General features: G+C 57.4%; 10 protein-coding genes, 18 tRNA genes and 2 pseudogenes. 3 read left to right on the forward strand and 27 right to left on the reverse strand.

The window, feature by feature from the left end; all coding sequences use genetic code 11:
* Window positions 1-48: 48 nt before the first annotated feature.
* The 27 genes and pseudogenes from D5261_RS05100 to D5261_RS05230 form a co-directional block, all read right to left on the reverse strand.
* Window positions 49-113 (reverse strand) — tRNA-Ile (locus D5261_RS05100).
* Window positions 114-166: 53 nt separating this feature from the next.
* Window positions 167-254, reverse strand: a tRNA-Ser gene (locus D5261_RS05105).
* Window positions 255-345: 91 nt separating this feature from the next.
* On the reverse strand, window positions 346-633 hold the full coding sequence (locus tag D5261_RS05110; protein ID WP_119320998.1) for a hypothetical protein: 288 nt from the start codon (window positions 631-633) through the stop codon (window positions 346-348).
* 116 nt (window positions 634-749) lie between these two features.
* A pseudogene (locus tag D5261_RS05115) lies at window positions 750-839 on the reverse strand.
* A 22-nt stretch (window positions 840-861) separates the two neighbouring features.
* Window positions 862-1,611, reverse strand: coding sequence for a class I SAM-dependent methyltransferase (locus tag D5261_RS05120; RefSeq protein WP_125205923.1), 750 nt, complete (start codon window positions 1,609-1,611; stop codon window positions 862-864).
* A gap of 123 nt (window positions 1,612-1,734) precedes the next feature.
* Window positions 1,735-1,810 (reverse strand) — tRNA-Arg (locus D5261_RS05125).
* 118 nt (window positions 1,811-1,928) lie between these two features.
* Window positions 1,929-2,001 (reverse strand) — tRNA-Val (locus tag D5261_RS05130).
* Window positions 2,002-2,110: 109 nt separating this feature from the next.
* A tRNA-Asn gene (locus D5261_RS05135) sits at window positions 2,111-2,185 on the reverse strand.
* Window positions 2,186-2,188: 3 nt separating this feature from the next.
* Window positions 2,189-2,263 (reverse strand) — tRNA-Ile (locus D5261_RS05140).
* 13 nt (window positions 2,264-2,276) lie between these two features.
* Window positions 2,277-2,349 (reverse strand) — tRNA-Leu (locus D5261_RS05145).
* Window positions 2,350-2,364: 15 nt separating this feature from the next.
* Window positions 2,365-2,437, reverse strand: a tRNA-Ile gene (locus tag D5261_RS05150).
* Between the two features lie 5 nt (window positions 2,438-2,442).
* A tRNA-Leu gene (locus D5261_RS05155) sits at window positions 2,443-2,516 on the reverse strand.
* A 97-nt stretch (window positions 2,517-2,613) separates the two neighbouring features.
* Window positions 2,614-2,847, reverse strand: coding sequence for a hypothetical protein (locus D5261_RS05160; RefSeq protein ID WP_119321000.1), 234 nt, complete (start codon window positions 2,845-2,847; stop codon window positions 2,614-2,616).
* 55 nt (window positions 2,848-2,902) lie between these two features.
* A tRNA-Val gene (locus D5261_RS05165) sits at window positions 2,903-2,977 on the reverse strand.
* A 61-nt stretch (window positions 2,978-3,038) separates the two neighbouring features.
* Window positions 3,039-3,770: pseudogene (locus D5261_RS05170) on the reverse strand (RtcB family protein); the annotation flags it as partial.
* A 106-nt stretch (window positions 3,771-3,876) separates the two neighbouring features.
* Window positions 3,877-5,667, reverse strand: a complete 1,791-nt coding sequence (locus tag D5261_RS05175; protein WP_119321001.1) for a reverse transcriptase/maturase family protein — start codon at window positions 5,665-5,667, stop codon at window positions 3,877-3,879.
* A gap of 495 nt (window positions 5,668-6,162) precedes the next feature.
* Window positions 6,163-6,636, reverse strand: a complete 474-nt coding sequence (locus D5261_RS05180; protein WP_119321002.1) for an RtcB family protein — start codon at window positions 6,634-6,636, stop codon at window positions 6,163-6,165.
* Window positions 6,637-6,715: 79 nt separating this feature from the next.
* Window positions 6,716-6,789, reverse strand: a tRNA-Gly gene (locus D5261_RS05185).
* 15 nt (window positions 6,790-6,804) lie between these two features.
* A tRNA-Phe gene (locus D5261_RS05190) sits at window positions 6,805-6,879 on the reverse strand.
* 28 nt (window positions 6,880-6,907) lie between these two features.
* Window positions 6,908-6,995: transfer RNA gene (locus D5261_RS05195), tRNA-Trp, on the reverse strand.
* A 25-nt stretch (window positions 6,996-7,020) separates the two neighbouring features.
* A tRNA-His gene (locus D5261_RS05200) sits at window positions 7,021-7,096 on the reverse strand.
* Between the two features lie 11 nt (window positions 7,097-7,107).
* Window positions 7,108-7,181, reverse strand: a tRNA-Pro gene (locus tag D5261_RS05205).
* A gap of 185 nt (window positions 7,182-7,366) precedes the next feature.
* A complete protein-coding gene (locus D5261_RS05210; protein ID WP_119321003.1) occupies window positions 7,367-8,383 on the reverse strand; it encodes an RNA ligase (ATP) in 1,017 nt (338 codons plus the stop codon).
* A gap of 42 nt (window positions 8,384-8,425) precedes the next feature.
* Window positions 8,426-8,511 (reverse strand) — tRNA-Tyr (locus D5261_RS05215).
* A 22-nt stretch (window positions 8,512-8,533) separates the two neighbouring features.
* Window positions 8,534-8,608: transfer RNA gene (locus D5261_RS05220), tRNA-Glu, on the reverse strand.
* A gap of 27 nt (window positions 8,609-8,635) precedes the next feature.
* Window positions 8,636-8,711: transfer RNA gene (locus D5261_RS05225), tRNA-Lys, on the reverse strand.
* Window positions 8,712-8,835: 124 nt separating this feature from the next.
* Window positions 8,836-9,141 (reverse strand): hypothetical protein, encoded by a 306-nt coding sequence (locus tag D5261_RS05230; RefSeq protein WP_119321004.1) that lies wholly within the window; start codon window positions 9,139-9,141, stop codon window positions 8,836-8,838.
* Window positions 9,142-9,915: 774 nt separating this feature from the next.
* On the opposite strand from D5261_RS05230, the gene D5261_RS05235 reads away from it, so the two are divergent.
* From D5261_RS05235 to D5261_RS05245, 3 genes are all read left to right on the forward strand, one after another.
* Window positions 9,916-10,671, forward strand: coding sequence for a glucose 1-dehydrogenase (locus tag D5261_RS05235; protein ID WP_119321005.1), 756 nt, complete (start codon window positions 9,916-9,918; stop codon window positions 10,669-10,671).
* Window positions 10,672-10,888: 217 nt separating this feature from the next.
* Entirely contained in the window at window positions 10,889-11,758 is an 870-nt protein-coding gene (locus tag D5261_RS05240) for a PHP domain-containing protein (RefSeq protein WP_119321006.1), read from the forward strand.
* Between the two features lie 10 nt (window positions 11,759-11,768).
* A complete protein-coding gene (locus tag D5261_RS05245; protein ID WP_119321007.1) occupies window positions 11,769-12,812 on the forward strand; it encodes an SIS domain-containing protein in 1,044 nt (347 codons plus the stop codon).
* The last annotated feature ends 29 nt before the right edge of the window (window positions 12,813-12,841 follow it).

Consider the following 12,841-nt stretch of genomic DNA (forward strand, 5'->3'; position numbering starts at 1 on the left):
GGGCGCGCGGAAAAGGGCTTGCCTCGCGCAAGTCCGGGAAGCTGTTGTTCGCACGCAGGATTTGAACCTGTGACCTTTTGCTTATTCGGCAAACGCTCTACCACTGAGCTAGTATGTAAGCTTCCCGCGTCGGGGCGCGAGGCAAATCGTATTCAGTTGTCAAAAATGGCGGAAGGCATAGGATTCGAACCCAACTCCTTGCGGAGCGCAATGTTTAGCGGACATGCCGTCGGACCCGCCGACGCTTACCTTCCACGATGTGCAATCACTCGTTTACCGTGGCAATTTGAAACTCGTCCTCGTAAATGATGCGCCCTGGCGTATCAGAAATGACAATATTCAAGTTCACTCCATATTTTCGAGTAGGGTGATGTAGAGATCCAGTTTTTGAACGACTTCCGTCTTCAGAGCGGATTCCTTAAACCAAGTGATCGCTTTTTCATCATTTCCACTTTGATAAAGCGGAGGGATCGGCAGATGCTCTTCAAACCATGCGTATGCCTCCCGATAGGCGTCGTTTTCGACTTCGGTCAGCTTCTTGTCACGCACGAGAAACCAGACGGAGACAAAGACTCCATAGGGCATTTGCGTATGCGGGCTAATCGCATCCGTGCAGTAGCGAAAATATTTCATGGCTGCTTGTTGGAGGAAGGCGCAGGAATCGAACCCGACTCCTCACGGAGCGTAATCTTTTCAAGAGACCCCGCCGCCCAGCGGCGCTCACCTTCCTTATATGTATTGTCAAAAGTTGGCGGAAGACACAGGATTCGAACCTGACTCCATTACGGAGCGCAATCTTTTCGAGGGATGCCGCCGGACCCGCCGGGCGCTTGTCTTCCGTTTTGTGTATTTCCTCTCAAGTCATTCGCGCTTTGCCGAGGCGATCAGCGCGCGGCGCTGCCCCCAGCCTGGGAAGGCGGCGGGGTAGGTTTCCAGTTCAATCGTGCGGAAATATCGTCCGAACAACGCTTCCATCCATTCCACTTGAGGCGCGATCATGTGAGCGTGAACGCTCTTGCCGCTTTCTTCCGTGTAACTCCAGAGAATCCCCGTCACTGATATCTCGCCGGGCAAAACACTCTGCACCTGGAAAGGCAGATTGACGCCGGAGAGAAGGCGCGGATCCGCGAGCGGGACAAAACAGCGGCCGGTGGGCGCGGTCCACAGGGCGAGGTTCGCCGCCAGGGTCTCCAGCTCCGACATCGACGATACGTAACCGTACGCATACCACATGCACGAAACAAGGTCCCAGCGGTCGCGCCATTCGGGCGCGGGGTCCAGGTAGCTGCGTTCGTAAAACGTCACGCCGGGGTTCGCTTCCCGCGCTAACCGCAGCATGTCGGGCGACAAATCCAGACCCGCACGCTCCACACCGGGAAAACGGCTCAGAAAGAACCCGGTTCCACAAGCGACATCGAGCCAGGCTGGACTCCCCTCCAGCAGCCGAGCGAGAACTTTCAGTTCGTGCGCGGTATCGGACCTCGTTGTGTCCGACATCAGAAATTTCTCGTCATAGGAGCCGGAGTAAGCTTTGTTGTACAACGCTAAAAGCTGTTCTTGATTCATCGTCTCTGGGAGCCCTTTCACGATGGCGAGACATGCATCGCTCATGCCGATCGCCGTTTCAGCAAGCGGATAAACATAGCCGTACGCTGCGCCAAAATGAATATCCTTCTTACGCACAGAGATTAGGCAATATTACTCCTCGCTGATGAGGTCGCTCCCCAAGATAATTGGCGTCCTCGACAGGATTTGAACCTGTGACCTCGACCTTCGCAGGGTCGCGTTCTCTCCGCTGAACTACGAGGACATATCAGAACATGGCGGAAGGCGTAGGATTCGAACCCAACTCCTCACGGAGCGCATTTCTTTCCAAGAAAGCCGCCGGACCCGCCGAGCGCTCACCTTCCGTGTCTTTCGTTTTTAAGTGCCCCCAGCAGGACTCGAACCTGCGAATGACGGTATGTAACACCGCTGCCATAGCCGCTAGGCGATGGGGGCGAATTTGGCGAGACCGATGGGACTCGAACCCAGACAGGCTGAGCCAAAATCAGCCATGCTGCCGTTACATCACAAAGGAACGTCGACAACGACTCTATTGAATTTTGATTGGCTCCCCCGCCAGGATTCGAACCTAGACACACTGATTAACAGTCAGTGATTGCTGCCATTACATCACGGAGGAACATGGGCGCGGTGGCGGGAATTGAACCCGCTATTCTCGGCTTATGAGGCCGGCGTCTCTCCGTTTGACTTCACCGCATCGTCGTTTTATGTGCCCTTAGCGGGATTCGAACCCGCACTGGTCGATGTTTAAGATCGATGCCTCTGCCGTTGGGCTACAAGGGCATGTTTTATGTCGGGTACTCCCGCCGGGGCTCGAACCCGGATCACACCCTTATAAGGAGTGCGCATTGACCGATTATGCAACGGGAGCGTAAGTGCCGCTGGAGGGAGTCGAACCCCCAACCTTCTCGTTCTAAGCGAGACGCCTCTACCAATTGGGCTACAGCGGCATAATTTCGGAGGCCCTCATCCCCGCCACCCGCAAGCGGGTACCCGGTTCTCCCAATTCAGGGAGAAGGGGCCGGGGGGTGAGGGCCTCCCCTCTTCTCACACATCCGAAGCGCGCCGTGTTTCACGGTAATCCCGGCTGCGCTCCATCACATAGGCTTCCGGAAGCGCCGTGCCGACGGAAATGACGGTCCAGCCGTTTTTGCTCTTGTCGGGCTCGGTGAGCGCGACGTTTTGGCCGATCACCGCGTGGCGCTGAGGGATCCAGGCGACCTGCGCGACGCTGCCGCGCTGGAGGCCGCATTGGACATAAAGTCGTTCATATCCAGACATTGTGGCGTTCCTTTCTTGTTGTGTTAAATCTCATCGCAATCTATAATCGCGCTATTGGTAGGCCATGCGGGAATCGAACCCGCGATCTTCTCCATGTCACGGAGACGCTTTGCCACTGAGCCAACGGCCTATGCTTTCTTACACCCCTCTCCCAATTTTGGGAGAGGGGCCGGGGGTGAGGGCCTCGGCCCTCAGTCCTTGTAAGGATCGAACTCGTTCTCGCCGGCCATCGCCACGCCGAGGGGCGTGAGGGTGTGCAAAATCTTGATCGAGTTCTTGTGGTGCTCCAGCACCTCCGGGAGACGCTTGTAGCAGTGCGGCGACTCATCCGTGCCCGCGCCGCGCAGCTCCACGCGCTCTTTCTGGACCCATTCGCGCATCATCTCCTTGGAGACGACGCCCGGTTTGATCACTTCTCCCGTACGCCGGTTGACTTTGCCGCGCGCGGCGGTCCGGCTCATCACACGGCCCGCGCCGTGGACGGTGGAGTAAAGCGACTGACTCGCTTCCTCCGATTCGACTCCTTCGAGAATGACGGACTTGTCGCCCATTGAGCCTCCGACAAATCCCTTCTGACCTGGAAAGGCCGGGGTGGCGCCCTTGCGAACGACCCAGAGATCACGGCCGCCGTGGCTCTCCTTCCACGCGTAGTTATGGTGATTGTGAATCTCCTCCACAATCTTCGCGCCCAGGAGACGCGCCACTTCCGCGCAGACCCAGTCCCGTCCAGCGTAGGCATACCGGCCCGCTAGAGTCATACAGGCGAGATAATCGGCTCCCAGGGAGGAACGGACATGCAGCACCAAAGGGTCTACATCCATTCCGTCCTGCGCGCCGCCCGCATTCAAAAAGTAAGTCGCCGTCTTATGTCCCAGACCCCGCGATCCAAAGTGGACTCCCACCCAGACCCGGTCCTTCTCGTCGGCGAAGTAGGGTGGAATGCTGGCGAGGTGGCATTCCTGCTCCTTTTCCAACAAGCCCCCTCCGAACCGTGCTGGATACTTTCGCATCACACGGCTCTCCAGTAACCTATGTCTTTGACTGCGCACGAATGGGTTTCCCGTACTGGATATCATCATGGCATTTCTGGCACACGACCAAGGTTTTCCGCTTACGGGCTGCCATTATTTGCATCCAAAGCGGTTTCTCCTTTTGTCCCTTTACCTTGAGGTCTGCAAGTTTACGGATGTGGTGGACTTCCACTTTCTCCGCAGATTCACATATCTCGCACTTGTCCGCAAGTAGTCGTTTTACCAACTCCGTGCGTTTCGGCACATAGGCATGGGTCGTTTGATCGTAGATTGTTGCTCCCGCTGCTTGTCTCAGGGCCAGTCCGCCGAAGTGGACTTCCAGAGGCGTTTTACCTTCTCTTGGTACGATGCACTGGATCACTTTTCGTGGTCCGTGCTCCGTATCGATGGTTGCAATGTATCGTTGAGCAATCGCATTTACCGTCGCCTTGTGCTTGTGGGCCAAGGTCTTCAGTAGAGACGTGTGCATATACCAATACAGTCTTTGCAGCCATGCGATGTTTTCCGCCAGTTGGTAATACTGTACATATCCCCGATACTCACTTTGATAGTCAGAGATGATTGTGAAGTCATCATCGTTGACCCTCTCTGCGCGATGAATCGGTTTGCCGTTCTTGGCGTACAGGCTGCATCTGTCGTTTATCACATCGACAGGGACTAGTAGTCCGATTCGGGATGACATCGTTCGACGGCTGGTGCTATCGTGTTTGTCATTTACCTGTCGGCCTGCTATTTCATAGCCGAGGAACCTTGCCCGTCCTGTTTGAGTGTGCGTAACCAGTGTCTTTTCCTCAGAGAGTTCCAGACGCAGTTTTTCGTTGAGAAAACTCTTGAGGCGCTGCTTGATTTCTTCGGCTTCTTCCTGTGGCCCCGCGAAGCCAAGAATGAAGTCATCTGCGTATCGAATATAGCGTAGCCTCCGATAGTTTGGGTCATATTGATCCGTTGATGGTAGCTTCTGATACTGATGAAACAGCTCAGATGCTCCGTGACGGTCTCCATTAGCCCGTAACGTTTCGGCGCGTCCCGCGAGACGATTGTACTCAGGGTTCTTCCTTCGTTTGTTTCCACGGTTGTATTCCTGGAGTAATGTTGCTTCTACAAACTTGTCCAGTTGATCCAGGTATATGTTGGCGAGTATGGGACTAATAACCCCACCTTGCGGTGTGCCGCTCAGCGTCGGGTTGTAATGCCATCTCTCCATATATCCTGCCTGTAGCAGTCCCTCAACGAGTTTGATGAAACGGTTATCATGGATGTCTTTCTTCAGCACCTCCAGCAGAATCTGATGGTTGATGTTGTCGAAGCATCCTTTGATGTCCCCTTCCACGAACCATTTGGTGCCCACCCACGTTCTTGCGATTGCGGTGAGTGCCGTATGGCATCCTCGTTTCGGACGGAAGCCGTGTGAATGGTTGGAGAACTGCGGTTCGTAGTATGCTTCCAATATAGAGCGCATAACTTCTTGCAGCAATTTATCCGTCCATGTCGGGATGCCGAGAGGTCGTGTTTTCCCATTTTTCTTTGGGATATGCGTCCGTCTCACGGGTGTCCAACGATATCTTTCGTATCGAAGGTCTTCGATGATGGCATTGATTCTTGCCATCGACATTCCGTCTACAGTGTCTTCCGTCGTTCCTGGGGTCATGGCTCCATCATTGCGATAGATTCTGCCATAGGCCCGTAGGTACAGGTCTGGATTGTATAGCTGTCTGTAGACATCCTCCAGTGGCAACTTTCGTTGGCCTCTGTCTCTGATAATGTTCAACACATCTTCGGCTGTTCGCATCCCGCGTACCTCTGTGCATTGCCCATTAGGTTACCTGTTCCCCTTTGCCCTGTGAACGGCTTTCCCGCTCTCCCTGGTAGGTCGTCACTCCTACGACTACTATGGGAACTCCGTGGCCATAGGAGTCGCCTCCCGTAGGCCATCCTGCGTTCCGTCAACATACTACGTAATAGCGCGATTTAGGTGTCCGTTCGCTCTCTTGCGTGGGATCATTTCCCACATCTTCTGCTCTACGGAGATTGCGATTGCCGACATTTTAAGCATTCGCATAGAGCATCAGTGACTACAGGCGTTGTATCACAGGGCCTACGTATAGACCACCGAGAGCTGGATTTCGAGCAGTATAGCCCTAACCATGTCGCGCGGGCTTTGCAGAACAACAGCGCAAACGCCTTCTTCTGTTTTCCGCTTTCCCAACAGGCTGTGTTGGCTGATCCGCTTTCGCAGATCAGTTGGTTGGGTAGCCCCGACACTTTTCTCCGAGTATCGGCTGGCTCAGCCAGCAATAGTATGCTGCATTACGCAGCGCCCCAGGTCCACATAGTGGTTTCCCGAACCGATCGTTCCCAGCTGGTTCCGGGCGGTCTGCTTGAGGGTCTTGACGGCGTGCAGCTTCCACGTTTCGTCGTCAAACAGCTCATGGTCCACGGAGGTCGCGTTGTTGCGGCCTACGCCGAACGACAAATTGCTCCACACCATATCCATGATCTGTCTGATCTTCCGGCGAACCTCGCTTGCCGGAATGTCCAGACGCGCGGCTTTGTTGCCGCAGCCAATGTCAAAACCCACCCCGGACGGGCTGATCTTATCCTCGTAGGCGACCACGCCGCCGATGGGAACCGCGTAGCCCTTGTGATGGTCCGCCATCAGCGCCACGTGAGCCGCATCTTTTGAACAGTTCATAATTTGCAGCATCGCGCCTTCGTCGACAGGGTCTCCCCACACCGGTACTCCCGCAATCATTTCCATCCGCGTGTCCTCCTTTCGGATAGATTTTCTTACCCATCCGAACTTGCCGCATCAATGCGGTCTTTTTGCCCATCGGGCATGGAGCGAAAGAGGAGAATCGAACTCCCATCATCAGCATGGCGTGCTGGCGTCCTACCATTGGACGACTTTCGCAGATCTTTATAAAAATGGCGCCGTCTGACGGATTTGAACCGCCGGCGCGAGGTTCTTCAAACCCCCGCTCTACCACTGAGCTAAGACGGCGTATCGAACATCTTCTTATTGTCAGAATTGGCGGGCCGGGTAGGATTTGAACCCACGCGGGCATTGCTGCCGGTAGTTTTGGAGACTACTCCCTTCAGCCGCTTGGATACCGACCCACGGATCTAACAACAATGCAAAATTTGGGGCGCCCGGCGGGATTTGAACCCGCGTTCTTCAGTGTCACAGACTGACGACTTGACCACTCGTCTACGAACGCCATAAGTTTTCTGGTCGGGGCGACAGGAATCGAACCTGCGATGGAAAGTCCCAAACTTTCTGTTATGCCACTTCACTACGCCCCGAGATTTTTAGAATTGGAGGCCCTCATCCCCGCCACCCGCAAGCGGGTACCCGGTTCTCCCAATTCTGGGAGAAGGGGAGCAAGAGTTTTGTTTTTAGAGATCAAAAATCTCACTCCTATTCCGACTCCCCCTCTCCCAAAATTGGGAGAGGGGGCCGGGGGGTGAGGGCCTCCCCTCTCCCCTCCTCACACGTCCCGACTATCCGTCACGTTTTTCGCGAACAAGTACGGGTCTCCGATGTACTTCATGCAGACACGACCGACTTTCGGGTCGCGCCGCTCCGCGATCGGCTTCACCACGACGCCTTCGCGGATGTGCTCCGCGCCGAGGGTGGTGTTTCCCTCGGAGAGCGCCTTGATGATTCCCAGCGCGTACGGCCCTTCGTAGAGGACCGGGACCATTGCGACGCCGAAGCTCGCGCAGACTTGCCGGAACTCAAACGCATTCAGATAGTGACCGTCGATCATCAGGTCGAAAGCTTGAAACCCGCCGGCGCCCGATGCGCCGTAGTGCAGGCTCTGCACTTTGCTCCCGAAGATCTCGCCGTAGAGAACCACCTGACGATGGTCCTGCGCGAAGTGCTCCAGCAGCGAGACGACTTCCGGGATCAGCGCGGGCGCCCAGTAGACGCTGTGCGCCAGATTTTCCGGACGCTCGCGGCGCACTTGCCGGGAGCCGGCCATCCACTCGCCCTCAACGATGCCGATACGCGAGTTGGTCCCATGGATCTTCTCCGTCACCACCACGTCCTCGCCGGCGGCCAGAACGTCCGGGTAGTTGCGCAGGTTCTCGACATCCGTGTACTCCTCAAAGAGAGGATGCGGCGCTAGCGCGTCGGTCCTCTGCGCCCAGAAGCTCACCGGCGGCTCGTACTTGGTGACGCCGTAGTGCTCCGCGACGTCGGTCCCGAGCTCCCAGCGAGGGTCCTCCCGCTCGACGATCACGCCGAAGCTCGGCTCACTGCGAAGACGGGCGCACCGAACGCGGCCTTTGCTCAGATACTGGGTGATTCCCCAGCGATCCGAGTGCTCCGCCGGGATCATGGCGTCGATGGGAATATAGGTCACTAAATCCCCCGCCGCGTATTTGCCCTTCGGAACCACGCACTGCCATCCTTTGATCTGCGCCAGCTCCAGCGCATCAGCGTTGTGATGCGGGCTGACTTCATCGATCTCGCAAACTTCAACAACTAAAGTGGACATCCCTGTCCTCCGATCTTCGTTCCAAAACGACGTGTTCTCTGCTGGTGGGTCAGGTGGGATTCGAACCCACAACCCGTGAGGGACTTGTTTTACAGACAAGCGCAGCGACCCGTATCTGCCTCCAACCCATATTGCGTCGTTCTTGTTTTTTGGTAGCCTCGGCGGGACTCGAACCCGCTCCCGATCTGTGAAAGAGATCAATCCTAACCCATAAACGACGAGGCCACGATGCGTACTGATTTTCGAATTTCTTGGTGGGGCCGACAGGATTTGAACCTGCGACGAGCCGCTTAAAAGGCGGCTGCTCTACCACCTGAGCTACGACCCCACGATGCGTTTGCGGGATTTGCGTTTCACGTCTTCCTCCTTTCCAATTTCTGACCGGACAATAAAAAATCGGTCCCTGGCTCTTGGCCTGGGACCGATCGTCTCATCCTCGTATGGGATGCTTCTCAGTTTGGGATGCGTTTGAGCGCATCCCGGGTTGAGACGATCGGCGGGCCGTATTCGGTTTGATAGTTATTGCGATGACTGACTTTGACTTCCGGGCGATCTTCGGGCGATCCGGGTATTTGGAAATCCAACAGGACGCCGCCCAAATTGGAATCGCCGGCCATGCCCTCACAGCCCATGCCCTGAGACGACGAGCCGCCCAGCCACAAGACGACGGCGAAATCCGACGCGTCGGCAAACAACGGCGCAAACGCGCTGAGCGTCCGCCATGAGCCGGTATTCAGATTTTTGGATGTCGTTGCCATCGAGCCGTCCTAATCTTGGTAGTTGGTCAGTTTTCGGGTCAGTTGCTAATCTTATCGATTTTCGCCGGGCGTCTGCTCAGCAGTATCGGCGGATCGCCGTAAAAATTTCAGGCCGTCAAAAAACAAAAAGCGCCTGCCTCGGCAGTTATGTGCAGAGGCGGGCGCTTTCGAGAACGTGTTCTCGTGTGCTCTCAGGTTTGAAGCGCTATGGCCTGTTCAAACCTTCCTCTGCTCCGTGATGACGCAGTGGGCTGACCACTGCGATGACGTTTAAGCCTTGTGACATGGATATGAAATTGGGATCGTAGCCGTATTTCATGAGTTTCTTTCCGGGCGGCGCCCCAGCGGCCTTTGCAAGCCTGCTCGGCGTTCTTTCCTGCCCGACGTGAGCTACTTTACCACGGGAGTTTGGGGATTGTCAATAGAGATTTGAAAATATTTTTTTGAGATTCTCTCGCGTGTGCGTAAAGACAATTGACTACTGTTTTCTAAGATATTTCGTCCATGAAACCACACCCATAATTCCCCGGTTATGAAACCCGGGTCTGGGAGGGCGTCGCCCTAACCGTCCGTGCCGGACGGAGGAGTTTGTGATCGACCACCGGCATTTGCGTCCGGCGCCGGGTACCCCCTGGGTGGTTAGCGGCTCTTGCCGCTCACAGACCCGGGTTTCATAACCGGGGAATTTACGGGCGTCTTTCAGGACAACGAAAATCCATCGAGAGCGGCTATAATAAGAAAGATCTCCATCCAAGAACCCAAAGGATCACCCTTATGAGCAACAACCCCCAACTCCCCCTCGCCGGCAAAGTCGCCATCGTCACGGGCGCGTCGCGCGGGATCGGCAGGGCCATCGCGGAGCGGCTCGCGGCGGACGGCGCGGCGGTGGTCGTCAACTATGCGCGCAATGAAGAGGCGGCGCGGGAAGTGGTCGCGGGAATCGCGGCGAAGGGCGGGACGGCGGCGGCGGCGAAGGCAAACATCAGTTTGGTTTCTGATGTACGAAAACTGTTTGCGGAGGCGAAAGAAAAGTTTGGACGGCTCGATATTCTGGTCAACAATGCGGGCGACGCGCTGTTTGGGCCGATCACCGAGATGACGGAGGAAACATTCGATATGCTCTTTGACTTGAATGTCAAAGGCGTCTTCTTCGCTATGCAGGAGGCGGCGAAGGTAATGGAGCCGGGCGCGCGGATCGTCAATATCTCCAGCGGGGTGACGATTGTCGGCGTTCCACAGGCGGGTTTGTATGCGGGAACAAAGGGCGCGATCGAGCAATTCGCGATGTCGGCGGCGAAAGAACTGGGGCCGCGCGGGATCACGGTCAATACCGTTTCGCCGGGAATGACGGAGACGGACTTGCTGCGTAAGGTCGTGCCGGAAGAGTACCGCACGGATGTGTCGCAGAGCATTCCCCTGGGACGTTTAGGACAGCCGGAGGACATTGCCGACGTCGTCGCGTTCCTGGCGAGCGACGCCGGGCGCTGGGTCACGGGGCAAAATATCCGGGCCACCGGCGGCGCAAGCTAAAACCCATGGCGTTACGAAGAAAGGCGGCCGGCGATTTGAAGTCTCCGGCCGCCTTTTTGACGCTCCCTGAAGGAGTCTTTTTCGCGGCGTCTCCAAGGATCCGTGTGACGCGTGGGATGAGTTTGGTCTCTTGATGGTTCAGTTCCCGTTTAAGCGCTTCACGGCGGCGCGATTCACTTGACTTCCCCACCCCGCAAGGCCCATAATAGGAACGCAAATGACGAATTTTCAAGATGGAATCGACCTGCACGCCCACACCACGGCGTCGGATGGAAGCCTGACCCCGACGGAGCTTGTCGACAAGGCGGCGGATCTGGGTTTGCAGGCGCTGGCGGTCACCGACCATGATACCATTGGCGGGCTTGCCGAGGCGCAAATCGCCGCGCGGAAGCGGAACCTGGACCTCGTTCCCGGCGTCGAACTCTCGGTGGAGGACGAAGGCGGGCGCTTCCATCTCCTGGGCTACTTGTTCGATCCGGAAAATGAAGCCTTCGCCGGCGCGCTCGTGCGCCTGCGCGCCAGCCGCGCGCGGCGCAATGAGGAAATGGCGGCGAAGATGGCGGAGCTCGGTCTCCCCGTCACCATGGACGACGTGCGCGCGGAAGCCGGCGAGGACGCCGAGGTGATCGCCCGGCCGCACTTCGCGCGGGCGCTGCTGAAAAAGGGGATCGTCAACTCCGTGCAGGATGCGTTCGACCGATTTTTGGCGACCGGGAAGCCTTTGTATCAGCCCAAAGAAGTTCTGACGCCGCGCGACGCGGTCGCGTTGATTCACGGCGCGGGCGGCCTCGCCGTCATGGCGCACCCCGGCCTCGTGCCGCTGAACGACGGGGCTCTCGCGGCGCGGATCGCAAGTTTGGCGGCGGACGCCAAGATGGACGGCATTGAAGCTTACTACTCTCAGCACAGCCCCGCGCAGACGGAGCGCTTCTTAAAGATCGCTTCGGAAAACCATCTTTTGGTCACAGGCGGATCGGACTTCCACGGTATTCCCAAACCGCACGTTCCGTTGGGGATCGTTTACAACAATCGTCCCGCGCCCCCGCAGCTCCTTCAGGATCTGCGCGAGCGCTTGGCGTCACATTAAGGGAACAACTATGTCGCACATGCTGGACGAGATCCGGGAGCAGCCGGACGTCGTCCGTAATATCATCGACCGCGAATTTCATCAAGTCGAAGCCCTCGCGGCGGAAATTAAGCGTCGCAATGTCGCCTTCGCTTATATCGCCGCCCGCGGCACCTCCGACAACGCCGCCGTCTACTGCAAGTACGTGCTGGAGATCCAGCATGGCCTGCCGACAGCCATCGCCGCGCCGTCCGTCGTCACGGTTTACGACACCGTCCCGAAGCTGGGACCGCAGGCGTTTGTCCTGGGCATCTCGCAATCCGGCGCCGCGCCCGACGTCATTGAAGTCCTCAAATGCGCGCGCCAGTCCGGCGCCCTCACCGCCTGTATCACCAATGAGCCCACTTCCGCGCTGGCCGAGGCTTCGGAGCATGTTCTGACCATCGGCGCGGGCGAGGAAAAGGGAATCGCGGCCACCAAAACTTACACGGGGTCGCTCGCGCTCATCGCCCTGCTCTCAACCGCGCTCGACGAGACCCATCCGGAACGCCTGGTCTACCTCCAGCGCGCCGCCGACGCGATGGAGAAATCGCTCGGGATGGACGAAGCGCTGCACCAGCTGGTCGAGAAGTACAAGGCGATGACAGGCTGCGTCATCATCGGACGCGGTTACAACCACTGCACCGCCGCCGAGACCGCGCTCAAAATCACCGAAACGTCCTATATCAGCGCCAAATCCTACTCGGCCGCCGCGTTCCAGCATGGCCCAATCGCGCAGGTCAACAGCGGTTTCCCCTGCCTGCTGTTCGCGCCGGACGGCAAGGCGTTCTCCGCGATGGCGGAGCTTGGCGAGAAGCTGCGCCAGCAGCATCCCGCGCTGATCTCCTTCGCGCATGACGCGGCGTTCCTCGCCAGCAGCGAGACCGCCGTGCGCATCCCCGCGTCCGTCGCCGAATGGGTCAGCCCGATGGTCTACGCCGTCGCCGGCCAGCTCTTCGCCTACTGGCTCTCGCTCGCGAAGGGACTCGATCCCGACGCGCCGCGCGGATTGGAAAAAGTGACGAAAACCGTCTGACACGCCATTCGGAGAAGCCCGCTCGATCG

Origin of the sequence: Capsulimonas corticalis, assembly GCF_003574315.2 — a bacterium.
In the GTDB taxonomy this organism is placed as follows: Bacteria; Armatimonadota; Armatimonadia; order Armatimonadales; family Capsulimonadaceae; genus Capsulimonas; species Capsulimonas corticalis.